The sequence below is a fragment of the Paraburkholderia sp. BGA-UO-ETr-F21 genome (assembly GCF_059567925.1).
Genome location: NZ_JCAQOY010000040.1, coordinates 394,461 through 419,265, shown reverse-complemented (window position 1 = coordinate 419,265; position 24,805 = coordinate 394,461). Strand labels below are relative to the sequence as shown.

General features: G+C 63.1%; 24 protein-coding genes and 2 tRNA genes. 18 read left to right on the top strand and 8 right to left on the bottom strand.

Annotated features, from left to right (window positions below; genetic code table 11):
- Window positions 1–274: 274 nt before the first annotated feature.
- From AC57B1_RS34275 to AC57B1_RS34240, 8 genes are all read left to right on the top strand, one after another.
- Entirely contained in the window at window positions 275–820 is a 546-nt protein-coding gene (locus tag AC57B1_RS34275) for a hypothetical protein (protein WP_408354264.1), read from the top strand.
- A gap of 139 nt (window positions 821–959) precedes the next feature.
- Complete coding sequence (hemL, locus tag AC57B1_RS34270; protein ID WP_408354267.1) at window positions 960–2,243, top strand: glutamate-1-semialdehyde 2,1-aminomutase; 1,284 nt, start codon at window positions 960–962, stop codon at window positions 2,241–2,243.
- A gap of 71 nt (window positions 2,244–2,314) precedes the next feature.
- Window positions 2,315–3,496 (top strand): bifunctional diaminohydroxyphosphoribosylaminopyrimidine deaminase/5-amino-6-(5-phosphoribosylamino)uracil reductase RibD, encoded by a 1,182-nt coding sequence (ribD, locus tag AC57B1_RS34265; protein ID WP_496419919.1) that lies wholly within the window; start codon window positions 2,315–2,317, stop codon window positions 3,494–3,496.
- Between the two features lie 15 nt (window positions 3,497–3,511).
- Entirely contained in the window at window positions 3,512–4,126 is a 615-nt protein-coding gene (locus AC57B1_RS34260; RefSeq protein WP_091799818.1) for a riboflavin synthase, read from the top strand.
- A 200-nt stretch (window positions 4,127–4,326) separates the two neighbouring features.
- Window positions 4,327–5,463 carry a bifunctional 3,4-dihydroxy-2-butanone-4-phosphate synthase/GTP cyclohydrolase II gene (gene ribBA, locus AC57B1_RS34255; protein WP_408354272.1) on the top strand — a complete coding sequence of 379 codons (1,137 nt, stop codon included), beginning with the start codon at window positions 4,327–4,329 and terminating at the stop codon, window positions 5,461–5,463.
- Between the two features lie 49 nt (window positions 5,464–5,512).
- Window positions 5,513–6,019 carry a 6,7-dimethyl-8-ribityllumazine synthase gene (gene ribH / locus AC57B1_RS34250; RefSeq protein WP_091799812.1) on the top strand — a complete coding sequence of 169 codons (507 nt, stop codon included), beginning with the start codon at window positions 5,513–5,515 and terminating at the stop codon, window positions 6,017–6,019.
- Window positions 6,016–6,450, top strand: coding sequence for a transcription antitermination factor NusB (gene nusB / locus AC57B1_RS34245; RefSeq protein ID WP_496419918.1), 435 nt, complete (start codon window positions 6,016–6,018; stop codon window positions 6,448–6,450). The genes ribH and nusB overlap by 4 nt, the downstream gene beginning before the upstream one ends.
- 148 nt (window positions 6,451–6,598) lie before the next feature.
- Entirely contained in the window at window positions 6,599–7,795 is a 1,197-nt protein-coding gene (locus AC57B1_RS34240) for a pyridoxal phosphate-dependent aminotransferase (RefSeq protein WP_091799808.1), read from the top strand.
- A 128-nt stretch (window positions 7,796–7,923) separates the two neighbouring features.
- Here the strand turns inward: AC57B1_RS34240 and AC57B1_RS34235 are convergent, their stop codons facing one another.
- The gene (locus AC57B1_RS34235) at window positions 7,924–9,114 is read right to left on the bottom strand and encodes a transglycosylase SLT domain-containing protein (RefSeq protein WP_496419917.1); all 1,191 of its coding nucleotides are present in this window, start codon (window positions 9,112–9,114) and stop codon (window positions 7,924–7,926) included.
- 605 nt (window positions 9,115–9,719) lie between these two features.
- On the opposite strand from AC57B1_RS34235, the gene AC57B1_RS34230 reads away from it, so the two are divergent.
- Together AC57B1_RS34230 and AC57B1_RS34225 are read left to right on the top strand one after the other, a co-directional pair.
- Window positions 9,720–11,288, top strand: coding sequence for a UbiD family decarboxylase (locus AC57B1_RS34230; protein WP_408354284.1), 1,569 nt, complete (start codon window positions 9,720–9,722; stop codon window positions 11,286–11,288).
- A gap of 53 nt (window positions 11,289–11,341) precedes the next feature.
- Complete coding sequence (locus AC57B1_RS34225) at window positions 11,342–12,019, top strand: LysE family translocator (RefSeq protein ID WP_496419916.1); 678 nt, start codon at window positions 11,342–11,344, stop codon at window positions 12,017–12,019.
- 89 nt (window positions 12,020–12,108) lie between these two features.
- Here the strand turns inward: AC57B1_RS34225 and AC57B1_RS34220 are convergent, their stop codons facing one another.
- The 3 genes from AC57B1_RS34220 to AC57B1_RS34210 all read right to left on the bottom strand — a co-directional run bounded on the left by AC57B1_RS34220 (window position 12,109) and on the right by AC57B1_RS34210 (window position 14,056).
- Window positions 12,109–13,074, bottom strand: a complete 966-nt coding sequence (locus AC57B1_RS34220; protein ID WP_496419915.1) for a threo-3-hydroxy-L-aspartate ammonia-lyase — start codon at window positions 13,072–13,074, stop codon at window positions 12,109–12,111.
- Window positions 13,075–13,229: 155 nt separating this feature from the next.
- Window positions 13,230–13,523, bottom strand: a complete 294-nt coding sequence (locus tag AC57B1_RS34215; RefSeq protein ID WP_091799798.1) for a hypothetical protein — start codon at window positions 13,521–13,523, stop codon at window positions 13,230–13,232.
- Window positions 13,524–13,894: 371 nt separating this feature from the next.
- Window positions 13,895–14,056, bottom strand: a complete 162-nt coding sequence (locus tag AC57B1_RS34210) for a hypothetical protein (RefSeq protein ID WP_007180743.1) — start codon at window positions 14,054–14,056, stop codon at window positions 13,895–13,897.
- 253 nt (window positions 14,057–14,309) lie between these two features.
- On the opposite strand from AC57B1_RS34210, the gene AC57B1_RS34205 reads away from it, so the two are divergent.
- The 5 genes from AC57B1_RS34205 (at window position 14,310) to trmB (ending at window position 18,118) form a co-directional block, all read left to right on the top strand.
- Window positions 14,310–15,248 carry a Rossmann-like and DUF2520 domain-containing protein gene (locus AC57B1_RS34205; RefSeq protein WP_408354287.1) on the top strand — a complete coding sequence of 313 codons (939 nt, stop codon included), beginning with the start codon at window positions 14,310–14,312 and terminating at the stop codon, window positions 15,246–15,248.
- A 77-nt stretch (window positions 15,249–15,325) separates the two neighbouring features.
- Window positions 15,326–15,646 (top strand): EthD family reductase, encoded by a 321-nt coding sequence (locus tag AC57B1_RS34200; RefSeq protein ID WP_408354290.1) that lies wholly within the window; start codon window positions 15,326–15,328, stop codon window positions 15,644–15,646.
- A gap of 216 nt (window positions 15,647–15,862) precedes the next feature.
- Window positions 15,863–16,426: a YggT family protein gene (locus AC57B1_RS34195; protein ID WP_091799790.1), complete on the top strand. Its 564-nt coding sequence runs from the start codon at window positions 15,863–15,865 to the stop codon at window positions 16,424–16,426.
- Between the two features lie 261 nt (window positions 16,427–16,687).
- Window positions 16,688–16,761 (top strand) — tRNA-Gly (locus AC57B1_RS34190).
- A gap of 574 nt (window positions 16,762–17,335) precedes the next feature.
- Entirely contained in the window at window positions 17,336–18,118 is a 783-nt protein-coding gene (gene trmB / locus AC57B1_RS34185) for a tRNA (guanosine(46)-N7)-methyltransferase TrmB (RefSeq protein WP_496419914.1), read from the top strand.
- Between the two features lie 110 nt (window positions 18,119–18,228).
- Here trmB and AC57B1_RS34180 read toward each other — a convergent pair whose 3' ends face one another.
- The 3 genes from AC57B1_RS34180 to AC57B1_RS34170 all read right to left on the bottom strand — a co-directional run bounded on the left by AC57B1_RS34180 (window position 18,229) and on the right by AC57B1_RS34170 (window position 20,177).
- Window positions 18,229–19,065 (bottom strand): undecaprenyl-diphosphate phosphatase, encoded by an 837-nt coding sequence (locus AC57B1_RS34180; protein ID WP_408354364.1) that lies wholly within the window; start codon window positions 19,063–19,065, stop codon window positions 18,229–18,231.
- An 81-nt stretch (window positions 19,066–19,146) separates the two neighbouring features.
- Window positions 19,147–19,740 (bottom strand): DUF1439 domain-containing protein, encoded by a 594-nt coding sequence (locus tag AC57B1_RS34175; RefSeq protein ID WP_408354367.1) that lies wholly within the window; start codon window positions 19,738–19,740, stop codon window positions 19,147–19,149.
- Between the two features lie 95 nt (window positions 19,741–19,835).
- Window positions 19,836–20,177 carry a YkgJ family cysteine cluster protein gene (locus AC57B1_RS34170; RefSeq protein ID WP_408354370.1) on the bottom strand — a complete coding sequence of 114 codons (342 nt, stop codon included), beginning with the start codon at window positions 20,175–20,177 and terminating at the stop codon, window positions 19,836–19,838.
- A gap of 221 nt (window positions 20,178–20,398) precedes the next feature.
- On the opposite strand from AC57B1_RS34170, the gene hemN reads away from it, so the two are divergent.
- Both hemN and AC57B1_RS34160 read left to right on the top strand, forming a co-directional pair.
- A complete protein-coding gene (gene hemN, locus AC57B1_RS34165) occupies window positions 20,399–21,784 on the top strand; it encodes an oxygen-independent coproporphyrinogen III oxidase (RefSeq protein WP_496419913.1) in 1,386 nt (461 codons plus the stop codon).
- A 106-nt stretch (window positions 21,785–21,890) separates the two neighbouring features.
- A tRNA-Leu gene (locus AC57B1_RS34160) sits at window positions 21,891–21,975 on the top strand.
- A gap of 182 nt (window positions 21,976–22,157) precedes the next feature.
- Here the strand turns inward: AC57B1_RS34160 and AC57B1_RS34155 are convergent.
- Window positions 22,158–23,543 carry an amino acid permease gene (locus AC57B1_RS34155; protein WP_408354419.1) on the bottom strand — a complete coding sequence of 462 codons (1,386 nt, stop codon included), beginning with the start codon at window positions 23,541–23,543 and terminating at the stop codon, window positions 22,158–22,160.
- A 213-nt stretch (window positions 23,544–23,756) separates the two neighbouring features.
- Here AC57B1_RS34155 and AC57B1_RS34150 point away from each other — a divergent pair, with 213 nt between their 5' ends.
- Window positions 23,757–24,704 carry an alpha/beta fold hydrolase gene (locus AC57B1_RS34150; RefSeq protein ID WP_496419912.1) on the top strand — a complete coding sequence of 316 codons (948 nt, stop codon included), beginning with the start codon at window positions 23,757–23,759 and terminating at the stop codon, window positions 24,702–24,704.
- Window positions 24,705–24,805 lie beyond the last annotated feature (101 nt).

Sequence of the window (24,805 nt, the reverse complement as noted above, 5' to 3'; positions counted from 1 at the left end):
CAGCAGCAGCTTGACGGTCTCGATTGTACTCGACGGTTAACCGCCTGCGGCTTCGGGGACGATGGCGACGGTGGGCGCGGGTCGGGTACGGCCGCGTCGAGGAAGCGGTCGGTTACGTCGTTAGGCGGACCGGGGGACTTCTCACGACGCAGCCCGCCGCACATCGGCCACGCACGGCAGGCGCACCGCCGATCGGCTATGCTGCCGCCTGAACGGCTGCGGCCAAATTCCAAGTGTTCGCGGCGCTCTTCCCCACTATTCCGCTCATTCTGCGATGACCGCATTCCTGCTGATCTGGAGCCCCAAAAAATGGCCTTGGCCCGAGTTGCCCGACGTGGCTAAACGCGTCTCTACTGGCGTCGCGGTGGCTGACGTGTGGGGCTGCGGATTTGCGCGCAGCATCCTGCCAGGCGACCGAGTCTTCCTGCATCGGGTCGCGCAGGAACCAAAGGGCATTTTCGGCTCTGGTTATGTGACGCGTGCACCGTACGAGGTTCCGGATGCGGCGACGAAACGGGGCTACCGTTTATGCATCGACTTCGTATACGACTGGCTGGTCGATGCACACGAAGGCGTGGTGATTCCGCGTGAGACGTTGCGCACGCATCCTTTCTCGGTACAGACGTGGGACGCACAGAGTTCGGGCACCGTGATCAAGCCGATCGCCGAAGGCGCCTTGGAAAAGCGCTGGGCGGAGCTGACCGGCAAGCGCAAACCGCCGAAGTTCGATACGCCGGCGGGCCCAACCCATTCGAGCAAGGTCACGGCTCACGCGGCAGCGAAAAAGCGCACGGCCACCAAAGGCCCGCGTACAAACTGAGTGAGCGGCACGCGCCACGAGCGCGTGCGGGAAACCTGTTCACGCTGACTCCGGTACAATTTCTCCACTTATCCCAGCGCCGCGCGACTCGCCGACAGGCGATCTGCGCCGCTGCGCAACCCCAATTCCAGTCATCGCCATGTCCAAAAACGAAACCCTCTTCGAACGCGCGCAACGCACCATTCCCGGCGGCGTGAACTCGCCGGTCCGCGCTTTCCGCTCGGTTGGCGGCACGCCTCGCTTTATCGAACGCGCGCAGGGCCCCTACTTCTGGGACGCGGACGGCAAGCGTTATATCGACTACATCGGCTCATGGGGCCCGATGATCCTCGGCCATGTCCATCCGGAAGTTCTCGAAGCCGTGCAGCGTGTGCTGGGCAACGGCTTTTCGTTTGGTGCGCCGACCGAATCGGAAGTGGAAATCGCCGAAGAAATCTGCAAGCTGGTGCCCTCCATCGAACAGGTGCGCATGGTGTCGAGCGGCACCGAAGCGACTATGAGCGCGCTGCGCCTTGCTCGCGGCTTCACGAACCGCAGCCGTATCGTCAAGTTCGAGGGCTGCTATCACGGCCATGCGGACAGCCTGCTGGTGAAGGCCGGTTCGGGCCTGCTGACCTTCGGCAATCCGACTTCGGCGGGCGTGCCGGCGGATATCGCCAAGCACACTACCGTGCTCGAGTACAACAACGTCGCCGAACTCGAAGAAGCGTTCAAGGCGTTCGGCAACGAGATCGCCTCGGTGATCGTCGAACCGGTGGCCGGCAATATGAATCTGGTGCGCGCCACGCCCGAGTTCCTGCAAGCGTTGCGACGCCTGTGCACCGAGTACGGTTCGGTGCTGATTTTCGACGAAGTGATGTGCGGCTTCCGCGTCGCCCTGGGCGGCGCGCAAGAGGTCTATGGCATCACGCCCGATCTGACATGTCTTGGCAAGGTGATCGGCGGCGGCATGCCGGCGGCGGCTTTCGGCGGCCGGCGCGACATCATGGCCCACCTCGCGCCGCTCGGCGGCGTCTACCAGGCGGGCACGCTGTCGGGCAACCCGATCGCGGTGGCGGCCGGCCTGAAAACATTGCAACTGATCCAGGCACCGGGCTTCTACGACACGCTCGCCGCGCGCACCACGCGCCTCGTGCAAGGTCTCGCGGGTGCCGCGCGTGAAGCCAAGGTGCCGTTCGCAGCCGATTCGCTCGGCGGCATGTTCGGCCTCTACTTCATGGAGTCGATCCCGACGAGCTTCGCCGAAGTCACGAAAAGCGACGTGCCGCGTTTCAACACGTTCTTCCACAAGATGCTGGACGCCGGCGTGTACTTCGCGCCGTCGGCCTATGAAGCGGGCTTCGTTTCGATCGTTCACGACGACGCGATCGTCGACACCACGATCGAAGCCGCTCGCGGCGCGTTCGCCTCGCTTGTGGCCTGAGCGCGGCGAGACGACGCATCGTTAAAACTGCAGCTCATGACAGCCTAGTCACCGTACCCGACCGGACACCGATGTTTTCGCAAACCGATTTCGTCCATATGGAACGCGCGCTCGCGTTGGCCAAGCGCGGCATGTACACCACCGACCCGAATCCGCGGGTCGGCTGCGTGCTCGTCAAGAACGGCGAGGTGATCGGCGAAGGCTTCACCCAACCGGCCGGTCAGGATCATGCCGAGATTCGCGCATTGAAAGATGCACGCTCGCGCGGCCACGATCTGCGCGGCGCCACGGCTTACGTGACCCTTGAGCCATGCAGTCACTTCGGACGCACACCGCCGTGCGTCAACGCACTGATCGAAGCTCAGGTCGCGCGCGTGGTCGCGGCGATGGAAGATCCCAATCCGCTCGTATCCGGACGTGGCCTCGCCATCTTGCGCGACGCCGGCATCGAAGTGCGCTGCGGACTGCTCGCCACCGAAGCATACGAATTGAATATCGGCTTCGTCTCGCGCATGACCCGCGGCCGCCCTTGGGTTCGCATGAAAGTCGCGGCCTCGCTGGACGGCCGCACCGGCTTGCCTTCAGGCGTCAGCCAATGGATTACCGGCGAAGCGGCACGCGCCGACGGCCACGCCTGGCGCGCTCGCGCGTCGGCGATCCTGACCGGCATCGGCACCGTGAGAGAAGACGATCCGCGCATGACGGTGCGCGCCGTCGACACGCCGCGCCAGCCACAACGCGTATTGATCGACAGCCAGCTCGATGTGCCGCCGCAGGCGCAGATTCTGGCCGGTGCGCCGACGCTGATCTTTTGCGGCAATCTCGATCAGCGCCATGCCGAGCGCGCCACCGCGTTGCGTGAGCGCGGCGCCGAAATCGTGCAACTGGCGAACCCGGCCGGCAAGGTCGATCTGCCCGCAGTGCTGAAAGTACTCGGCGAGCGCAACGTGAACGAGTTGCACGTCGAGGCAGGCTACAAGCTGAACGGCTCGCTGCTGCGCGAAGGCTGTGTCGACGAACTGCTGGTATATCTCGCGCCGAGCCTGCTCGGCATGGATTCGATGAGCATGTTCAGTCTGGGCGCGCCCGAAACACTCGAGGCCCGCGTCAAACTGAACTTCCACGCGGTCGACCGGATCGGCGACGATTTGCGGATTCTCGCGCGCTTCATGGCCGAGCCCGCGCCGGAGGCAGCACCCGAACCCGAACCCAAGCCCGGCGGCGATCCCGCGTCCCAACCCGTTTCGAAATGATCAAGGATTAGCACGATGTTCACAGGAATCGTCGCGGCCGTGGGCCGCATTGAATCAGTCAAGCCGCTCGGCACGGACGGCGACGCGGGCGTGCGCCTGAACGTCGAAGCCGGCGGCCTCGATCTCGGCGACGTGCAGCTCGGCGACAGCATTACGATCCAGGGCGCCTGCATGACCGTGGTCGCCAAGACCGGCCATTCGTTCGAAGTCGACGTGTCGCGCGAAAGCCTGAACTGCACGGCGGGCCTCGGCGAAACCGGCGAAGTCAATCTCGAGAAGGCGCTGCGCGCGCACGACCGGCTCGGCGGCCATATCGTCTCCGGACACGTGGACGGCCTCGGCACGGTCACGCATTTCGCGCCGGTCGGCGAATCGCACGAACTGCGCGTGCTGGCGCCGCGCGAGATCGGCCGCTATCTGGCGTACAAAGGTTCTATCACTGTCAACGGCGTGAGCCTGACCGTCAACTCGGTTAAAGATCGCGACGACGGCTGCGAATTCTCGATCAACCTGATTCCGCACACGGTGGAAGTGACCGCGCTCAAGCGACTGCGTGAAGGCACACAGGTGAATCTGGAGATCGATCTGATCGCGCGCTACGTGGAGCGCATGCTGAACGCGCCCAAATAACGGCCACAAGCCCGGCCACGCATGGGCTGGCGGCGGCGCCCTGCCGCTTTCAGCCGGTTCATGCGTCTATCGTTTTCAACGAGCATAGCAACGGCGGACGGCTCATCGCCAGTCGGCCAAACGGCCTATGCCGTTCGGCGGAGGCGACTTGGGCTCGCGCGTGGCGTAAAATACGCGCTTTCTTCGAAACTCTCGCCAACATGACGCTCGCCTCCACTCCAGAGATCATCGCCGAACTGAAAGCCGGCCGGATGGTGATCCTCGTCGACGAAGAAGACCGCGAAAACGAGGGCGACCTCGTGATCGCCGCCGAATTCGTCACGCCGGAAGCGATCAACTTCATGGCCCGCTACGGCCGTGGCCTGATTTGTCTGACGCTCACGCAGGAACGCTGCAAGCTGCTGAACCTGCCGCTCATGACCTACCGCAACGGCACTCAGTACGGCACCGCGTTCACCGTGAGTATCGAAGCGGCTGAAGGCGTCACGACCGGCATCTCGGCGGCCGACCGCGCCCGCACGATCGCCACCGCGGTCGCGCCGGACGCCAAGGCCGAGCACATCGTTCAGCCGGGCCATGTGTTTCCGATCATGGCCCAGCCCGGTGGCGTGCTCGTGCGCGCGGGCCACACCGAGGCGGGCTGCGACTTCACCGCGCTGGCAGGCCTCACGCCGGCCGCTGTGATCTGCGAAGTCATCAACGACGATGGCACGATGGCGCGCCTGCCGGACCTGCTGGAATTCGCCAAAGAGCACGGCCTGAAAATCGGCACGATCGCGGACCTGATCCACTATCGCAGCCGCACCGAGTCGATCGTCGAACGGATTTGCGAGCGCACCATGCAGACGGCGCACGGCGCGTTTCGCGCGGTCATGTATCTCGATCAGCCGAGCGGCCAGCCGCATATCGCACTGGTGCGCGGCACGCCCTGCGCGGATCAGGACACGCTGGTGCGCGTGCATGAGCCGCTGTCGGTGCTGGATCTGCTCGAAGTGGGCGAATCCACCCACTCATGGACGCTGGACGCGGCCATGAAAGAGATCGCCAGACGCGACTGCGGGGTGATCGTACTGCTGAACTGCGGCGACTCGAAGGACCATCTGATCGACGTTTTCAAGGCGTTCGACTCGAAGGAAAGAGCGGAAGCACTCAAACGCCGGCCGGTCGACTTCAAGACGTACGGCATCGGCGCGCAGATTCTGCGCGAGCTCGGTGTCGGCAAGATGCAGGTGCTGTCGAACCCGCGCAAGCTGGGCAGCATGTCGGGCTACGGTCTCGAAGTCACGGGCTTCGTACCGATGCCGGGCAGCACCGCGCAGGCTACGCAACAAGGCTGATCCGACCATTCACGCGCTTTGCGCCCACTCAAAACACTACGGAATTCTCATGGAAATCGGACAATACCAACCGAATCTCGACGGCGACGGACTGCGTATCGGCATCGTCCAGGCGCGTTTTAACGAACCCGTTTGCAACGGCCTCGCGGACTCCTGCATCGAAGAACTCGAACGCCTCGGCGTGACGGGCGAAGACGTGCTGCTGGTCACCGTGCCGGGCGCGCTGGAAATCCCGCTGGCGCTGCAAAAGCTCGCCGAAAGCGCGCAATTCGACGCACTGATCGCACTCGGCGCGGTGATTCGCGGCGAAACGTACCACTTCGAACTGGTTTCGAACGAAAGCGGCGCGGGCATCACCCGTATCGGGCTCGACTTTGGCATTCCGGTCGCGAACGCCGTGCTGACCACCGAAAACGACGAACAGGCGGTTGCACGCATGACCGAAAAGGGTCGCGACGCAGCGCGCGTGGCCGTCGAAATGGCGAATCTCGCCGTCGCGCTCGAGCAACTCGGCGGCGACGACGAGGAAGAAGAAGACGAAGAGGAAGAGGCATGAAGAGCGCACGCCGACGCTCCCGCGAACTGGCCACGCAGGGGCTTTATCAGTGGCTGCTGTCGGGCTCGCCCGGCGGTGAAATCGACGCGCAACTGCGCGGCGCACAAGGCTTCGACAAGGCCGACCACGAGCATCTGGACGCCATCCTGCACGGCGTGATCCGCGATTCGGAAGCATTGTCCGCGGCCATCGCCCCGTGTCTCGACCGTCCGATCGAGCAGCTCTCGCCTGTCGAACGCGCCGTGCTGCTGGTGGCCGCGTTCGAGCTGAAGAATCACATCGATATCCCCTATCGCGTGGTGATCAACGAAGCGGTTGAACTCGCCAAGACTTTCGGTGGCTCGGACGGCTATAAGTACGTGAACGGCGTGCTGGACAAGCTGTCGGCGCAACTGCGCGTGGATGAAACGCAGGCGGCTCGCAAGCGTTGAGCGCAAGGCGCATGGCTTGCTGTCTGAGTCTTGCCGTGCGCCCTGCTGAACGCAGCGAAACAAAACCGCTTGCAAGGACGACGTATCGCGCGTGAATACACGCGCAATACGTAGTCCCGTTTTTTGCTCCTGAACTGGATTTGATCGTATGAACTCCGTGACCGAACCCTTGGTACGGCTTGCCGCACGCGTGGACGCCATCCAGCCTTTCTATGTGATGGAGCTGGCCAAGGAGGCCGCGCTTCTCGAGCGCGACGGACGCGACATCATTCACATGGGAATCGGCGAACCCGATTTCACGGCGCCCGAGCCGGTCATCGAGGCCGCAGCGAGCGCGCTGCGCCGCGGCGTCACGCAATACACCAACGCGCTTGGCCTGCACGCGCTGCGCGAAGCGATCTCGGCGCATTACGCCGACTTCTATGGCGTCAGCGTGGATCCGGCGCGCATCGTCGTCACTGCCGGCGCCTCGGCAGCGTTGCTATTGGCTTGCGCGGCGCTGGTCGATCGCGACGACGAAGTGCTGATGCCCGACCCGTGCTACCCCTGCAACCGTCATTTCGTGATCGCGGCCGAGGGCAAGCCGGTGATGGTGCCGAGTGGTCCCGCAGAGCGTTTCCAGCTAACCGCCGCCGACGTCGAGCGGCTCTGGAACGAGCACACCCGTGGAGTATTGCTCGCGTCGCCGTCGAATCCGACCGGCACGTCGATCGAACCGGCTGAACTGGAACGCATCGTCAAGGCCGTGCGGGCGCGTGGTGGCTTCACTATCGTCGATGAGATCTACCAGGGCCTGAGTTACGACGCCAAGCCCGTCTCGGCGCTCTCATTCGGCGACGACGTGGTGACCGTCAACAGCTTCTCGAAGTACTTCAACATGACGGGCTGGCGCCTGGGCTGGCTGGTGGTGCCGCCCGGCATGGTGAGCGCATTCGAAAAGCTCGCGCAAAATCTGTTCATCTGCGCCTCTGCGCTCGCCCAGCACGCGGCGCTCGCCTGCTTCGAGCCGGAAACGATCGCGATTTACGAAGCGCGGCGCCTGGAGTTTAAGCGTCGCCGCGACTTCATCGCGCCGGCGCTGCAATCGCTCGGCTTCTCGGTACCTGTCATGCCCGACGGCGCGTTCTACGTGTACGCCGATTGCCGCACGGTCGCGCATCCGGCAGCCGGCGACAGCGCGGCTCTCACGAAGGCCATGTTGCACGATGCCGGCGTGGTGCTGGTGCCGGGCATGGATTTCGGTACGCATGCGCCGAAGGACTACATCCGGCTTTCGTACGCCACCGCGTATCCGAAACTGGAAGAAGCGGTCGAGCGATTGGCGAAGCTTTTCGGAAAAGGCTGAGCGAAGCAACGCGCTTCTCAATCAGCAGACGAAAAAAAGGACACTCAACCGAGTGTCCTTTTTTGTTGCGGCTGCTGCGTCGAGCCGCCAGCGCTGCCAGAGTTACGCTGCCAAGCTTCGGCCCAACCTCAAGCGCCCAACTCCGAAGCCGACGCCACGTGCTTCGTGACGTTGGAGCTCGCATCATCCTGCTCGGAGGAAACCGGCGTCTTCACCGAAGTCGCCGCGCTCAACGGATGGCTACCCTCGAGTGTCACCTGCACGCGCCTGCCGCTGCTGGCAGCCGCGCCGCTGCTGGTCGACGCGGTCAGAACCGGCGCCTGCGGTGCGTTGATCGGCACCTTGCGGCCACGCGCCACGTCGCGCAGACGGCCACGCTCGGCCATCACCTTGGCGCCGTAGCCGCCGTCGTCCTGCGAGGTCGAGCCGACATACAGGCGCAAGCCGCCCGGCAGCGAGCCGCCGCGTGCGATGCAATCCTTCAGCACCAGTGCGCCGACCTTGATGTTCGCGACCGGTTCGAGGGCCGCGCTCTGGCCGCCGAAATACTGAAATTTGTCCGAGTGCACCTTTGACATGACCTGCATCAGGCCTTGCGCGCCGACACCGCTCTCGGCGTACGGGTTGAAACCCGATTCGATCGCCATCACGGACAGCAGCAGCAGCGGATCGAGACCAACTTCGCGGCCGGTGTCGAACGCGGCTTTCACAAGCTCGCTGACGGGCTCCTGAGCGACGCGATAGCGCCGTGCCAGATACGATGCGACCAGATCCTGCTCGCGGGTCGAGACCAGCACGCGATCGTCACGCGCGTCGGCCGACACGCGTTGCGACGGAATAAGCCGCGCCAGCGCGGTGACGCTTTGCATGGTGCGCGGGTCGAGGCCGTTCAGCGCCGCAACGCCCATACCGGTCGAGCCGGAGGCGTCGAACGCGCCGTCAAAACCGGTGTTGCTCGCAATAACGGCCGTGTTGCCGTTGCTAGCGTTGTTCGTGCCGCTGGCGGCATCCGAAACGTTCGAGCTGGCCGACAGCGAGTCGTCAGAGGGCGCGCCCGCGGGCGGTCCGAAAGCCGGCAGCGGGTTGCCCTGCAGCAAACGGGCGGGACCGGCTTGCACAGCGGCGGAGATGACCGGCATCAACTTGGCGGCAAGCGTGCCGCGCAGGGCCGGCATCAGCCACAGTGCGACTGTCAGCACGACGGCGATACCGCCCACGATGCTGAACAGGTGATGACTCATTCGCGTCCCGCGACGCAGCACACCACGCACAAATTGCGCAATACGCTCATCGGGACGCCACGATAACCAGGCGTTCATTCAGATCTCCCATGTTGCATGATCCGCGAACCCCGCCAGATAAAAAGGCGGTACAGCACATTCGCAGAGTCAAGACATCGCGTGCTCTGTCTGGTTAGGGCAGCAGCGACGTCGGGAAAACGGCAAATACCGTTTGTGGGGAGCCATCCTGAAACGGGTCCGCGGCATGTCAAAAAAGCATGCGGGCGGTGGCTCCCACGCGAAAAACCAGCGTCAGTTGGCGCTGGCGAGGACTTCAATAAGGCCGTCAGATACCGTGCAGGGGTTCGGTAAACGGTGACGCGTTGCGTCTGGTGGGACCGGGGGCAGTGGTAAAAAGGTTCACGCCCTGCAACCAATGTGGACGGATTCTATGCAGGGTTTTATAGATCGTCAACACTATAGATAGGCAAAAGTATAACTAATTGTAATAAAGAACGGCGTTCAGCCGGTCCAGAACCACGCGGCATGCGCCTTTTGAGGCATCGCCGGTCCTCCGTCTCGCCTAGCCCGTTTAGCCGAGCTACGTGCGCCAGCCAACACAGGTAAAATCGACAATCGTTCTGGCGCCGCAAAGCCTGCCGCGCCCCCCTTTTCGCCGCCTGCGCGGCAATGAACCGCACCAGATGAAATACAAAGACCTGCGCGATTTCGTCGGCCGTCTCGAGACGATCGGGGAACTGCGCCGCATCTCACAAAACGTCTCACCTGTCCTGGAAATGACCGAGTTGTGCGACCGCGTGCTGCGCGCCGGCGGTCCGGCTTTGCTGTTTGAGAGCAAGGCGCAGCATGGGTTCCCGGTGCTCGGCAACCTGTTCGGCACGCCCCGGCGGGTCGCGCTCGGCATGGGTGTCGACGCGCAGGCGGGCGAAGGTGACGGCGCCGCGCTCGAGTCGCTGCGCGACGTAGGCCGGCTGCTCTCCGCGCTGAAGGAACCGGAGCCGCCGAAAGGGCTCAAGGACGCCGGCAAACTGTTCTCGCTTGCGAAGGCGGTGTGGGACATGGCGCCTAAGACCGTGAGCGCGCCGCCCTGCCAGGAAATCGTCTGGGAGGGTAACGATGTCGACCTCGCCAAGCTGCCAATTCAGACCTGCTGGCCGGGCGACGCCGGCCCCCTGATTACATGGGGCCTGACCGTGACAAAAGGTCCGAATAAGCCCCGACAAAATTTAGGCATATATCGCCAGCAACTGATAGGGCGCAACAAACTGATCATGCGATGGCTCGCGCATCGCGGCGGCGCGCTCGATTTCCGCGAGTTCGCACTACAGAATCCGGGCAAGCCTTATCCTGTGGCGGTCGTTCTGGGCGCCGATCCGGCAACCATCCTCGGGGCGGTCACGCCGGTGCCCGACACGCTTTCCGAATACCAGTTCGCCGGCCTGCTCCGTGGCGGCCGCACGGAACTCGCGAAGTGCATCACGCCGGGCGTCGACGGATTGCAGGTGCCCGCGCGCGCCGAAATCGTGCTGGAAGGCTTCATCTATCCGCAGGAAGGCACGCCTTCGCCCGCTCCGGCAGGCGCGCCGCCGCGTCCGGTCAAGGGCGCGTCGGCGGCCTACGAGCATGCGCTCGAAGGCCCGTACGGCGACCACACCGGCTACTACAACGAGCAGGAGTGGTTCCCCGTCTTTACGGTCGAGCGCATCACCATGCGGCGCGATGCGATCTATCACTCCACCTACACCGGCAAACCGCCTGACGAACCCGCCGTACTCGGCGTCGCGCTCAACGAAGTGTTCGTGCCGCTGTTGCAGAAGCAGTTCACCGAGATCACGGACTTCTATCTGCCGCCCGAAGGCTGTAGCTACCGCATGGCCATCGTGCAGATGAAGAAGAGCTACCCCGGTCACGCCAAACGCGTGATGTTCGGCGTATGGAGCTTCCTGCGGCAGTTCATGTATACGAAGTTCATTGTCGTGGTGGACGAGGACGTGAACATCCGCGACTGGAAGGAGGTGATCTGGGCGATCACCACGCGCATCGATCCGGCGCGCGACACCGTGCTGGTGGATCGCACACCGATCGACTATCTGGATTTCGCCTCGCCCGTCGCCGGGCTCGGATCGAAGATGGGTCTCGACGCGACCAACAAATGGCCGGGCGAAACCGATCGCGAATGGGGCCGCCCAATCGTGATGGACGAGGCGGTCAAACACCGTATCGATATTTTGTGGAACGAGTTGGGCCTCTAAGGCAAGCCGTACAACAAGACTGAAATAACAAAGCTAACGGAGCAGTTGCGCGGATGCATGCCTTTTCAATGATGTCGGATGGATTCTTTCTGTCGTTGTCGCTGTGCCTGGATATCGGTCTCGTGAACGTCGCCATGATTTCGCTGACGCTCTCGCATGGCTTCAAGCCGGGCTTCTGGCTCGGCCTCGGCTCGTGCATCGGCGATCTGATTTATGCGGCGCTCGCGCTCGCGGGCATGGCGGCCCTGCTGCAGTTCGAATCGGTGCGCTGGGTGGTGTGGATTGGCGGCGCCGCGATTCTGCTCTTCCTGACCTGGAAGATGGCGCGTGAAGCCATGTACCCGGCCACGGCGCCGGCGGTGGCCGGCGAGGCGGACGCCAATGCGCCGCATCTGTCAGCGTGGCGCGGCTTTTTGCGCGGCGTCTTGCTGGCGGTGTCGTCGCCTTCGGCAATTCTCTGGTTCGCTGCAGTGGGCGGCGCGCTAATCGCGAAAGCGGGCGCCACGAGCGTGAACACCGCGCCGGTGTTTCTGGGCGGATTCTTTCTCGGCGGTCTGTGCTGGACGATCTTTATCTGCGGGCTCGGCAGCCACGGACGCAAGCGCGCCGGCACCGGTTTGCTGCGCGCCTGTCACGTGCTGTCCGCGTTGCTGTTTGCTTACTTCTCGTACAGCGTGATCGTCAACGGGTATCGCGATCTGATCGTGCAAACCGCGCACGCGGCAAGCTGATGCAAAAACGGCTCGCATTGTGCGAGCCGTGTTCGATCAGATATCACGCACCACGTTCGGCAAGCGCAACGACCGGCCGACGCGCTCTATCAGGCCAGATACTGCGCGAGCTTTTCCAGGTCGACGTTGCCGCCGCTCACCACCACGCCGACACGCTTGCCCTTCACAGGCACGATGCCATTGAGTACCGCGGCCGCGGCGAGGCAGCCCGTCGGTTCGACCACGATCTTCATGCGCTGCGCGAAAAAGCGCATGGTCTCGATCAATTGCGCGTCGCTAACCGTTTCAATACGCGCGACCAGCTTCCGGATGATCGCGAACGTATAGTCGCCGAGATGCGTGGAAGCGGCGCCGTCGGCAATTGTGCGCGGCGTGTCGATATGCACGATCTCACCACGCGCGAGCGACTGCTGGCCGTCATTGCCCGCTTCCGGTTCAATGCCGATCACCGTGCAAGCCGGGCTCAATGCCGACGCGGACAACGCGCTGCCACCGATCAGTCCGCCGCCGCCGAGGCACACGAAAAGCATGTCGAGCGGGCCCGTTTCGTCTATCAGTTCTTTCACGGCCGTGCCCTGCCCGGCGATCACATGCGGATGGTCGTACGGCGGAATCAGCGTCATGCCGCGTTCCTCGGCGAGCCGCCGGCCGATTTCTTCGCGATTTTCCGTATACCGGTCGTAGGTGATCACCTCTCCGCCGTAGCCTTTGGTCGCCGCGACTTTGGCCGCGGGCGCGTCGTGCGGCATGATGATCGTCGCGCGAATGCCGGCGAGGCGCGCGGACAATGCAATCGCCTGAGCATGGTTGCCCGACGAATACGTCAGCACGCCGGCTTTGCGTTGCTCCGCGTCGAAATGCGAGATCGCGTTATAGGCGCCGCGAAACTTGAAGGCACCCATGCGCTGAAAGTTCTCGCACTTGAAAAACACCGACGCACCCGTTCGTTCGTTGAACGTGCTCGAGGTCAGAACGGGGGTGCGGTGGGCGACGCCTTCGAGATGCGCTGCGGCGTCGAGTACGTCATCGAAAGTGGGAGCGGGAAGCGCTTGCATCGGCGAAACTCTCCAGGAGCGGTGGCGAAACAACCATTCTCCCAGCTTCGACCGAGGTTTGGAACGTTGGCAGCGAAGCGAAAACACAAACGGCGTAACCCGGCATTCAAGCCGGCGTTACGCCGTCGATACAGCTACCGCCCTGTCTTCCGCAATTAGCGGCGATAGTAACCGTGGCCGTAGTAACCGCGATAATAGCCGTGGTGATAATAGGGACGGCCGTAGCCATATCCACCCACTACCACTGCGGGAGGCGGCGCGTAATAAACCGGCGGCGGCGCATAAACCGGCTGCGGCGCGTAATACACGGGCGGCGGCGCAGCATAAACGGGGTAGGCGGGCGCAATCGGCACACCAATGCCGATCCCGACAGAAACGTGCGCCTCAGCAGCACCGGCAAGTCCCAAGCCGAGTGCTGCGGCAACGACAAACGGAACGATCTTTTTCACTTTATTCTCCTGGCGCGGCCTACCGAGGTCGCCGACTTCGCATGCCCTGCATGCCATGAAATCAATGTATCGAAAAAGATCAGGCCTATCTGTTCGCATTTGTTGCAAATTGCAATCGGCCAGAAGCGTTCGTAATTTTCGCCGAGGCAATGCGCCGCGCACGAGCTTCGCAAAGCGCTGAAAATTCAGGGATTCACCGGCTCGAACGCATGGCAAACTGGCGCGATCTTGGCTTGCCGCCAAGACGCATTCGCGTTCCAGTAATCTTTGATTACAAATTAGATTCAATCCTGACGGCATCGATTGATGCCTCAAAATGAAAAATGCCCGGCCAACGGACCGGGCATTCGTTATTGGCGAAGGGCGCTATGTCAGCCGACCTTCACGTAGGCAAATTCGCGGGACACACTCGGCGGCACGTAGGCACCGCTGATCCGCACGCGCGGCGTCAGGCGCTTTTTCTGGTCCCACCAGCGGCGGCGTTGTGCGTGCGTCAGGAACCGCAAGTGCTTTCGGTAAGAAAAAATATTCATCGTGAACCTCCCGAATCTAACTGCGAGACGAAATACCCAGAACAGCAACTGCCAAACCGGCTAACCAGACTAATGCAGCAATTGTGAGCAGCTTTCAAGCCTGCGGGGCGCATCGCGGCGGATGACCGGCCAAACGCGCCATATCGCGCTCGCACCGAGCGGAGCAAAGTCGCCGCCAAACCGCGCCGCAGGCGTAATGGATGCGCGATACTTCAGCTTTCCCGGTTAAATATTCCGTCTGGAGCAGGCAACCATGACCCAGTCCTCTTTGCCGCGCCTCGGTTTCATCGGCGCGGGCCGACTCGCGCGTTGTCTTGCGCTGAGCTTTTCACGGGCCGGTTACCCGGTCACGGCGGTAGCCAGCCGCTCGGCGGCCTCGGCCGGCAGGCTTGCCAGTCAAATCGAGCATTGCACGGCATTCGAGAACCCTCAACAGGTGGTCGACGCCGCCGACATCATCTTTTTAGCCGTTCCCGACGACAGCATCGGTACGTCAGCGCACACACTCCGGTTCAGTCCGGACAACGCGGCTGGCCCGCACGGTAAGGCGCTCGTTCATTGCAGCGGCGCTTCGTCCATCGAACTGCTTGCCCCGGCGCGGGACCAGGGCGCCGCGATCGGCGGCTTTCATCCACTGTACCTGTTTAGCGGCGACCTCGCCGATCTCGAGCGCATCGCAGGCTGTTCGGTGACGATCGAGGCCGATAGCGCGCTCAAGGACGAGCTCACGGCGCTGGCCGTCGCGCTGCGCTGCCATCCGCTGTCGATTCCGGCGGGCGGCCGCATGCTTTATCACGCGGCGGCCCACTACGCCGCCAGCTTCGCGCTGTGCAGCCTCGCGGAATGCGTCGCGCTGTGGCGCACGCTGGGCTTTGCCGAAGACGACGCGCTGCGTGCTTTGCTGCCGATGCTCTCCGGCACCATCGAAACCGCGCGCGACAAGGGTCTGCCCAATGCGCTCGCCGGCCCCGTGTCGCGGGGAGACACGGGCGTCGTGCAGAAGCAGTTGGCGTTGCTGGAAGGCCTCGGGGGCGACCACGCGGCACTCTACGGATTGCTCACGCGGCGCGCGGTGGGGCTGGCGGAACGCCGCGTCACGCCGCCCATCGCGATCGAGGCGATCTCCGAGGCCGTGGAAGAATCGCTCAACCGGTCGCTGAATCAGGCCGCAGCAGGTGCAAGCGTCAAGTAAGCCGTGATAATGTGACGTCCGGCGCCGCGCGCAATCCGCCAGCGCCGCGCATCGGGACCAACAGACGAGAACGCACAATGATCAAGGTCAGCATCCTCTATCCGTATCGGGAAAACGGCCATTTCGACGTGGACTATTACTGCGTCACGCATATGCCGCTCGCGGCCAGGCTGTTCGGACCGGCCCTGAAGGGCTGGTCGGTCGATGTCGGCATCAACGCCGGGCCGCCCGGAACGCCGCCGCCGTACGTCGCCGCGGGTCATTTCCTGTTCGACAGCGCGGACGACTTCTACACAGTCTTCAAGCCGGCTTCCGAGCAACTGTTAGCCGATATTCCCAACTACACCGACGGCGGCAACGGCGCGATTCTGATCAGCGAGATCAGGATTTCCGTGTGATGCCCAGCGGAAGCGGAACGAATGGCGGCCTTTAATACTGACAGGCGTCGTCGAACGTGAAGCCGCAGCCGCGCACGGCTGCTCGAGACAACGCATCACGCGCTCCACAGCGGCAAGGGCGCGGGCAATCCAGATGAAACCGCCGGCGCGCCGCTCGGAAAGCGCCGGTATCCTGCGGCCGATCGGCGGCCGTCATACGAAGGAAAAGGACACGAGATGTTTGGCGATATCGCCCGTTTTCTGCTCAATACCGTCTTCACGCTGTTCGGCGCGGCGCTGTTGCTGCGCGCATGGCTGCAGGTCGTGCGCATGCCGCCCTACAACCCTGTCACGAACGCCGTGCTGCAAGCCACCAACTGGATCGTGCTGCCGTTGCGGCATATTCTGCCGAGCACGCGCAAGATCGATTGGGCGAGCCTAGTCGCGGCGCTGCTCGCGGCTATCGTGTATGTAGTGCTGATGGTGGTCCTGACCGGCGCCGATCCGCTCACGCTGTTGCCGACACTGCTGATCGTGGCGGTGCTGACGCTGATCAAGTGGGCGCTGAATCTGATCATCTGGATGACGATCCTGATGGCGCTGCTGTCCTGGCTCAATCCGCGCTCGCCCGCCATGCCGATTCTGTACCAGTTGACGGCGCCGTTTCTGAATCCGTTGCGCCGCGTGGTGCCGCAACTCGGCGGCATCGACCTCTCACCGATCCTGCTGTTCGTGATCGTGCAGGTACTGCTGATGGTGGTCACCCGCGCGGCCGTTCAACTGACTTACTTCGTGATCTGAACCGCCCGTTGCAAGCCGCAATCAGCCGCCGCCACCTGGAAAGGTGGCGGCGGCTTTGCTTTCTGCGTAGCTTAGGCGCCCTGCATCACGCAGACTCTCTGGAGCAAGGCGGCCGGCAGGTTGGCAGAGATTCATCACGTGGTCGGCGCCGAACAAGGTATTCACCTCACAAGTGTTTCCTTGGCGAACACACTCCTCGGCAGCGCATCAATCTCTCCGGTTTGCCAAACCGCGCGAATCCCGCGTAGAATGGCGTGCTCTGCGGGCGTCGTATAATGGTAATACCCTAGCTTCCCAAGCTAGAGCCGTGGGTTCGATTCCCATCGCCCGCTCCAGATATCTTCCATTCGCCCTGTGAACAATCGGGCAACTCCGCGAAAGTATCTGCCTTTATCGCTCCTCCGGTCCGGCCCGCCTAACAAAGCTTTTTCCTCATCATCCCATTCAACAATTGATTCGCTTGCCATAGGGGGCGAGCAGACGCGGAAGCGCAATGACGGCGGCGATCGGAATTTCACTCGTCCAGATAATCGTCCTGCGAAAATACCTTACACAATTATTAAATTGATTGGACCGGGCTCTTTATTATTAAAACGTACTGTTTTAGCCTGTTTCCCTAACCCACCGCCGCGCGCTTCGTCTGGACGCACCCTTTTCGGGTGTGCTACCTTACGCGCACTTGCAACGCCCGCTCCACTTTCCTGCTGATGCGTTCAGCGGAAATCCAGCACGAGCCGCCTCCATGAAGGCGGCTTTTTTGTCGTGGCGGCGGCCCCGCGCTGCGCTTCTTAGGCGCTGCGTGTGCCGGTCGCGCGTGCGACTCGCGCCCACTGCCACGCGAGCGCTTACAAGCGCCGCGCGGCACGCCAGGCAAGCCGCATAGCCCTCACCCTTGTAGCAGTATCGAAGATGATCCACGATCCAAACGAAGCCGCCCCGCCGGACGAACTCCCGACGCCGTCCACCGAAGCCGAAGACGCACTCGCCGGCGAAGCCGCGCCGCAAGAAGAAGCCTTGCATCGGCGCCGCATCCGCAGCTTTGTCACGCGCGCCGGCCGCGTCTCGACCGGCCAGCGCCGCGCGATGGACGAACTCGGCCCGCGCTTCGTGGTGCCCTTCGCGCCGCAGCAGCCGGACTGGAACGCCGTGTTCGGCCGTAAGGCGCCACGCGTGCTCGAAATCGGCTTCGGCATGGGCGCGACCACGGCGGAAATCGCCTCGCACCGTCCCGACGATGATTTCCTCGGCGTCGAAGTGCACGAGCCGGGCGTGGGCGCGCTGCTGAAACTGATGGGCGAGCAGAACGTGTCGAACATCCGCATCATTCAGCATGACGCGGTCGAAGTGCTCGAGCAGATGATCGCGCCCGACAGCCTCGACGGCGTGCACATCTTCTTCCCCGACCCGTGGCACAAGGCACGTCACCACAAGCGCCGGCTGATCCAGCCGAAATTTGTCGCGCTGCTCGTATCGCGGCTGAAGCCCGGCGCCTATCTGCATTGCGCGACCGACTGGCAGAACTACGCGGAACAGATGCTCGAAGTGCTGGGCGCCGAGCCGGCGCTGGAGAACACCGCCGACGGCTATGCGCCGCGTCCCGAATACCGTCCGGTGACGAAATTCGAGCGGCGTGGGCTGCGGCTCGGCCACGGCGTGTGGGATCTGGTCTACCGCAAACGCGGCGCCGAGTAAGACTGGCAATCCGCCTGATCCGGCGATAAGGAAAGGTCCGGGAAGGGTCCGCAAAGGCAAAGGTCCGCGAACACGGACCTTTTTTCATGGCGCGAGCAAAACGAAGCGGCTCACTCCGTCCAACTCAACGCGCCGCTATAGCCGACCAGCAGAATCAGCAATCCGAAGGCGATCCGATACCACGCGAACGCGGTGAAGTCGTGCGCCGCGATATAGCGCAACAGCCAGCGCACGCAGGCAAAAGCACTGACGAACGCGGCCAGGAAGCCGAGCGTGAAAGTGCCGAGTGCGTCGACGGAAAGCAGATGCCAGTCTTTGTGCAACTCGTAAGCGGTCGCGCCGAAAATGATCGGAATCGCAAGGAAGAACGAAAACTCGGTGGCGACGCGCCGGTCAAGACCGAACAGCATCCCGCCGATGATCGTCGAGCCCGAGCGCGACATGCCTGGAATCAGCGCGAAACACTGCGCGAGGCCAACTTTCAGCGCGTCAAGCGCGCTAAGGTCGTCCACGCTCTGCACGCGCGCCGCCGTCTCGCCACGGGTGCGCTGACGCGCTTCCGCCCACAGAATCACCACGCCACCCACCACCAGCGCGAACGCGACCGGCACGGGCGAGAACAATGCGGCCTTGATGGTCTTTTCGAATAGCAAGCCAAGCACGATCGCCGGAATCGTGGCGATGATCACGTTCAGTGTGAAACGGCGCGCATCGGGCCGGCTCGGCAAGCCCGCCACCACACTGCCGATGCGCCGGCGAAACTCCCAGCACACGGCGAGAATCGCGCCGAGCTGGATCACGACATCGAAGGTTTTCGCGTGCTCATCGGTGAAGTTCAGCAGACTGCCCGCGACGATCAAATGCCCGGTGCTCGACACGGGCAAAAACTCCGTCAACCCTTCGACGACGCCCAGAATCAGCGCCTTGCAAGCCAATAGCCAGTCCATCCCTGCCCCTTTATCGCTGTTTATAGTCGGAACGAACAGGGCCGACACGGAATGGCGCGGCCCTGCCGGCCGCGCACCGCGTCATTTTTCGACGATTTGTACGCGTATGCCGTTTGTAAGGATGGTAATTGTACCGGGTTCGTAATTCACACCGGCAAATTGCAGCTGTTCAGGCTTGAAGGTGTAGATCGGATAGTTGGCCAGCAACTGCGTGGCGAGCAGCCCCGCCGCGGCATTGATCTGCTGCGTATAGGCCTGCGCCTGCCCGCTCACGCTGACGTTGTCGACGTTCGGCGACCTGAGCACGACCGATTTGCTGGCGGCGTCGTAGGCCAGTTCGCTCGACAGCATGAACACGCCATCCACCGGCTGAGGCATGAAGGGACTGGCGAAACGTGCGTCGAGCTTCACCGAGACGCGGTTTGCATCCGGCAGAAAACCGACCACAGGGTTGGCCAGCGCGACTTCGAACACCTGCGAGACGGTGCGCTGATACGGGAATTTGCGCTGCACCGCGTCCTGCACCTGCTGCTGCGAGAACGTGTAGTGCGAAGGGATGAACGGAAAAGTCGGCGTTGCGCAGGCCGTAAGCGAAACGGTGATGCCGAGCGCGCTGGAGCCTGTCAGCGCGGCAAGCAGGAAGCGGCGCCGGGCCGGCGCAGCGGGTCGAGTCATGCGAAATCTCCTGTGGAAACCCTTTCGGACATGCGATTGCGTGGTTCGTTTTCGGCATGCGGCGCTTCGCTCATGCGTGCGCTCGCGCACGTTTATCAGCGGGCCGACGGTTGAACGTGCGGTTGAGTCTGAGCTTCGAGTTGCGTGAGCCACGCGAGTGCGTCGCCGCGACTCGTGCCGCACATTTCCGTCTGCGGTTGCAAACCGGAACAGCACGCCGGCCGCTCCGGCCGGCCGAAGATCGCGCAGCGCAGGTCGTCGCCGAGTTGTACGCAGCGCACGCCGGCCGGCTTACCGTTCGGCATACCCGGAATGGGACTCGAAATCGACGGCGCAATACAGCACGCACCGCAATCGGGGCGGCACGCATGATCGGCCACATGGAACGCGGACTCGCCTTTCACCGCCTTTTTCGAGATTTCAGACACTTCATTCACCGCATTCTTCCTGAACCCGACAACGGGCAATGCATTATCAGACCCGCATTGTGCCACCGCATTCCATGCGACCTTTTTACGCAATCGCGCGCGTGCGCGCTCACGTACACTCGAGGCATCCTAAAGGCCATGTTCAAGAAGCGTCCGCGCTGTTCGATCCGGTCTCGCGAATCACACCGGTTCCGCCTCTTCCTCGATGGCCGTCTGCCCTCGAGCCCCTCATGTCCACCGACAACACGCTGTTCCGCCCCGACCTGCTCGCCAAATACAGCGCGAACGGCCCACGGTATACGTCCTATCCCACCGCCTTGCAGTTCCGCGACGATTTCGATCCCACCGACTATTTGCGCGCCGCCGCGGACCCGGGCGCATCGTCGACGGATCTCTCGCTGTATTTCCACATTCCGTTCTGCGACACCGTGTGTTTCTACTGCGGCTGCAATAAGGTCGCCACGAAAAACCGCGCCCACGCGCGTCCGTACCTCGATCAATTGAAGCGCGAGATCGCGTTGCAGGCGGCCTGTTTCGACACGCGGCGTCCGGTATCCCAACTACATTGGGGCGGCGGCACGCCGACGTTTCTATCGCACGATGAAACGGCCGAACTGATGGCCGCCACACGTGAGCATTTCACACTGCTGCCCGACGCCGAAGCCGAGTATTCGATCGAAGTCGATCCGCGCGAAGCGTCACCCGAGACGATCGCGCATTTGCGCAAGCTCGGTTTCAACCGTTTGAGCCTCGGCGTGCAGGATTTCGATCCGGTCGTGCAGCAGGCCATCAACCGTATTCAACCGCTCGAGATGACCGCGTCGGTCATGCAGGCCGCGCGCGACACCGGCTTTCACTCGATCGGCGTCGATCTGATTTATGGGTTGCCGCATCAAACGGTCGAGAGCTTCAGCCGCACGCTCGACACGATGATCGAACTCGCGCCCGATCGCCTCTCGGTATTCGCCTATGCCCACATGCCGCAACTCTTCAAGATGCAACGGCAGATGGACCCCGCCACACTGCCCTCGCCTGATGCCCGGCTCGCGATCCTGCAGCGCGTGGTCGAACGGCTGACGGGCGCGGGCTATGTGTACATCGGTATGGATCACTTCGCGCTGCCCACCGACGAACTCGCGCGCGCCCAGGCGCAGCGAACCTTGCATCGCAACTTCCAGGGCTACAGCACGCGAGCCGACTGCGATCTGATCGGCTTCGGCGCATCGTCGATCGGCAAGGTCGGCGACGTCTACGCGCAGAACGCCAAGGACCTGCCTGGCTACGCGGCGGCGGTCGATTCAGGCAAGCTCGCCATCGCGCGCGGTGTGCGCCTGACCGCCGACGACCGATTGCGCCGGGACGTGATCACCCAATTGATGTGCAACCTGGAGTTGCGCTTCGATGAATTCGAAGCGGCGTATGGCATCCACTTCGCCAACGCGTTCGAGCCGGAGCTGGAGCGTTTGCGCGGCTTCGAAGAGGACGGCCTGGTGTCGCTCGGCGCGCATAAGCTCGAAGTGCGAATGGCCGGCCGCATGCTCGTGCGCAACATCGCGATGGTGTTCGACCGTTACCTCGGCCAACAGGCACTCGAACGGTTTTCGCGTACGGTGTGAACGCTTTGACGCGGATGAAAGCAACTGGCTTGCCCGTCGTCCAATTTTCGGCCATAATCTGCGTCTTCGCCGCGTGCCAGCTTCTGACGCGTGCGCTGCAAGACCTGCCCAGGTGGTGAAATTGGTAGACGCAGGGGACTCAAAATCCCCCGCCGCAAGGCGTGCCGGTTCGATTCCGGCCCTGGGCACCATAGAATTCGAAACCGCAGCGAAAGACCGCAGTTTCAGCATCGCCTCGAACCCCGCCAGCACATGCTGCCCGCGGGGTTTGTCGTTTCTGGCCGGCATGAAAACCTTGGCTGGCCTCGACAAAGACCTCGAAGAATTTCAGTGGCGTGAGCGCGACCATCGCCTCTCACGCCATTCGCCCACTTTATCGCCCCACGATTCCCGCGCCGCCGTGTACCGCGGCGCGCCGGCGCTTGAACACATACCCGGCCCACATCACCACGAGCCACGCCGGCACTAGCCACACGGACACGGAAAGACCCGGCGTCATCGCGAGAATTACGAGGATCAACGCCATGAACGCGAGGCAGATCCAGTTGCTGACCGGGAACCAGAACGACTTGAACACGAGCGTCTCGCCGGCCGCGACCATCGCCTTGCGCGATTTGAGATGCGTCAGGCTGATCAGCGCCCAGTTGAGCACCAGCGCCGCCACCACCAGCGCCATCAGCAAGCCGAGCGCTTCGGCGGGAATCAGATAGTTGACGATCACGCACGTGAACGTGGCGAGCGCCGACAAACCGATCGCCATATAAGGCACGCCGCGCCGGTCGACCTTCATCAGCGCGCGCGGCGCATTGCCCTGCTCCGCGAGACCATAGAGCATGCGGCTATTCGCATAGACGCCGCTGTTGTAGACCGACAGCGCCGCAGTCAACACCACCACGTTGAGGACGTTCGCGGTCAGCGTCGAACCGATCTGCGAGAAGATCATCACGAACGGACTGCCACCGGCCGCCACCTCGTTCCACGGATACAACGACAGCAGCACCGTCAGCGAGCAGATGTAGAAAATCAGAATCCGGTAGATCACCTGATTCACGGCCTTCGGAATGCTCTTCTGCGGCTCGTCGGCTTCCGCCGCCGTAATGCCGATCAGCTCCAACCCGCCAAATGAGAACATGATGACCGCGAGCATCATGAACAGGCCATGAAACCCGTGCGGGAAAAAACCACCGTGGCTCCAGAGGTTGGCGATCGACGCTTGCGGGCCGCCGTGTCCGCTGATCAGCAGATAGCCGCCGAACACGATCATGCCGATCACCGCCACGACCTTGATGATCGCGAACCAGAACTCGGTTTCCCCGTAGGCTTTGACGTTGGTGAGATTGATCGCGTTGATGCCGGCGAAGCAGACCAGCGCCGACACCCAGGTCGGCACGCCCGGCCACCAGTAGTGAACGTAAGTGCCGACGGCGGTCAGCTCGGCCATACTCACGAGCACATACAGCACCCAGTAATTCCAGCCGGACAGAAAGCCCGGGAAGTCGCCCCAATACTTGTAGGCAAAGTGGCTGAACGAACCGGCCACGGGTTCCTGCGCCACCATTTCGCCCAACTGCCGCATGATCATGAAAGCGATGATGCCGCCGATCGCGTAGCCGAGAATCATCGACGGGCCGGCAGCCTGCAACACGCTGGCGGAGCCGAGAAACAAGCCGGTGCCGATCGCGCCGCCCAGCGCGATCAGCTGGATATGGCGATTCTTGAGCCCCCGCTTCAGGCCGTCTTGCTGCTGTGCACTATTCAAATTGCGCCCCAGTGTATGGATATCGATCACCCGATCGGACTTATGGTCCGGCCCGGCAGAACCTGAAATTTTAACGTGGCCGATATTACCTAAATACTGGGAGCAACCCGCGCTTGGTTCTGCGCCGCACGCAACGTCGAGGATAGTGATTGTCACTGGCGCAGGGCTTCTGTATGTTGCCCTAGTCGAGCTTTCAGCCTCCGGAGATTCAACATGTCGCCCAAACGCCTGCTTTGCGCCGCTGCTGTGTGTCTCTGCTTTCCGTGGGCTGTTGCTCTCGCCCAGACCAACGCACCGGTCACGGCACCCACTGCCGCGCCCACGGTGGAACCCGCTGCCGAGCCGCCGAGCCAGCCGGGCATGGAGACGGCCGCACCCGAAGCGCCGGCGCCTGCACCCATGGCGCCTGCCGCCCCGCCCGCCAAGGCCGCCGCCGCACCGCCTTCCGCCGCGCCCATGACCGGCCCGGTGCGCAACGTCGTACTGGTGCACGGCGCGTTCGTCGACGGATCGAGCTGGAATGGCGTGGTCGCCAAGCTGCAGCAGAAGGGCTATCACGTGAGTTCGGTGCAGAACCCGCTCACCTCCCTCGCCGACGATGTCGCCGCGACCCGCCGCGTCCTCGCGCGCCAGGAAGGACCGACCATGCTGGTCGGGCACTCGTGGGGCGGCGTCGTGATCACCGAAGCGGGCGCGAACGCGCCGAACGTCGCCGGCCTCGTCTATATCGCGGCGATCGCGCCGGACCTGCACGAGTCGGCCGTCGATCTGATGAAGCGTGCCGCGCCGATGCCCGCGGGCGCAAGCATCATCAAGGATCCGAGCGGCTTTCTCTGGCTCGACCGCACCAAATACCACGCCGACTTCGCGGCGGACGTTCCCGAGAACCTGACGCGCGTGCTCGCCACCGCGCAGGTGCCGATCGCGGCGACGGCCTTCAGTGAAACGGTCAGTCAGGTCGCATGGAAAGAAAAGCCGTCGTGGTATGTGATCACGACGCGCGACCGTGCGGTCTCGCCGGAAGTCGAGAGATTCATGGCTGAGCGGATGGGCGCGAAAGTCGTGCCGATGGCGTCTAGCCACCTGGCTCCGGTGTCGCACGCAGGCGCGATTGCCGACGTGATCGATCGCGCGGCGCGCGAACTGAGCCGGCAGCAATAGGTCTGTTCAGGCGTATGCGCGACTGTTCTCGCCCATACGCCGGCTCGATGCGCTCCGGGGATTTGGTTCGGATTCCGTAGATTCCCGCGCTTAGCGTAATC

Coding starts and splice junctions, on each gene's coding strand:
- AC57B1_RS34180 (WP_408354364.1), bottom strand. CDS start 19,065: ATGGACTGGCTATTGGCTTGCAAGGCGCTGATTCTGGGCGTCGTCGAA.
- AC57B1_RS34275 (WP_408354264.1), top strand. CDS start 275: ATGACCGCATTCCTGCTGATCTGGAGCCCCAAAAAATGGCCTTGGCCC.
- trmB (WP_496419914.1), top strand. CDS start 17,336: ATGATCCACGATCCAAACGAAGCCGCCCCGCCGGACGAACTCCCGACG.
- ribH (WP_091799812.1), top strand. CDS start 5,513: ATGGAAATCGGACAATACCAACCGAATCTCGACGGCGACGGACTGCGT.
- ribBA (WP_408354272.1), top strand. CDS start 4,327: ATGACGCTCGCCTCCACTCCAGAGATCATCGCCGAACTGAAAGCCGGC.
- hemL (WP_408354267.1), top strand. CDS start 960: ATGTCCAAAAACGAAACCCTCTTCGAACGCGCGCAACGCACCATTCCC.
- AC57B1_RS34240 (WP_091799808.1), top strand. CDS start 6,599: ATGAACTCCGTGACCGAACCCTTGGTACGGCTTGCCGCACGCGTGGAC.
- ribD (WP_496419919.1), top strand. CDS start 2,315: ATGTTTTCGCAAACCGATTTCGTCCATATGGAACGCGCGCTCGCGTTG.
- AC57B1_RS34210 (WP_007180743.1), bottom strand. CDS start 14,056: ATGAATATTTTTTCTTACCGAAAGCACTTGCGGTTCCTGACGCACGCA.
- AC57B1_RS34205 (WP_408354287.1), top strand. CDS start 14,310: ATGACCCAGTCCTCTTTGCCGCGCCTCGGTTTCATCGGCGCGGGCCGA.
- AC57B1_RS34225 (WP_496419916.1), top strand. CDS start 11,342: ATGCATGCCTTTTCAATGATGTCGGATGGATTCTTTCTGTCGTTGTCG.
- AC57B1_RS34175 (WP_408354367.1), bottom strand. CDS start 19,740: ATGACTCGACCCGCTGCGCCGGCCCGGCGCCGCTTCCTGCTTGCCGCG.
- AC57B1_RS34260 (WP_091799818.1), top strand. CDS start 3,512: ATGTTCACAGGAATCGTCGCGGCCGTGGGCCGCATTGAATCAGTCAAG.
- AC57B1_RS34150 (WP_496419912.1), top strand. CDS start 23,757: ATGTCGCCCAAACGCCTGCTTTGCGCCGCTGCTGTGTGTCTCTGCTTT.
- nusB (WP_496419918.1), top strand. CDS start 6,016: ATGAAGAGCGCACGCCGACGCTCCCGCGAACTGGCCACGCAGGGGCTT.
- hemN (WP_496419913.1), top strand. CDS start 20,399: ATGTCCACCGACAACACGCTGTTCCGCCCCGACCTGCTCGCCAAATAC.
- AC57B1_RS34195 (WP_091799790.1), top strand. CDS start 15,863: ATGTTTGGCGATATCGCCCGTTTTCTGCTCAATACCGTCTTCACGCTG.
- AC57B1_RS34230 (WP_408354284.1), top strand. CDS start 9,720: ATGAAATACAAAGACCTGCGCGATTTCGTCGGCCGTCTCGAGACGATC.
- AC57B1_RS34235 (WP_496419917.1), bottom strand. CDS start 9,114: ATGAACGCCTGGTTATCGTGGCGTCCCGATGAGCGTATTGCGCAATTT.
- AC57B1_RS34200 (WP_408354290.1), top strand. CDS start 15,326: ATGATCAAGGTCAGCATCCTCTATCCGTATCGGGAAAACGGCCATTTC.
- AC57B1_RS34220 (WP_496419915.1), bottom strand. CDS start 13,074: ATGCAAGCGCTTCCCGCTCCCACTTTCGATGACGTACTCGACGCCGCA.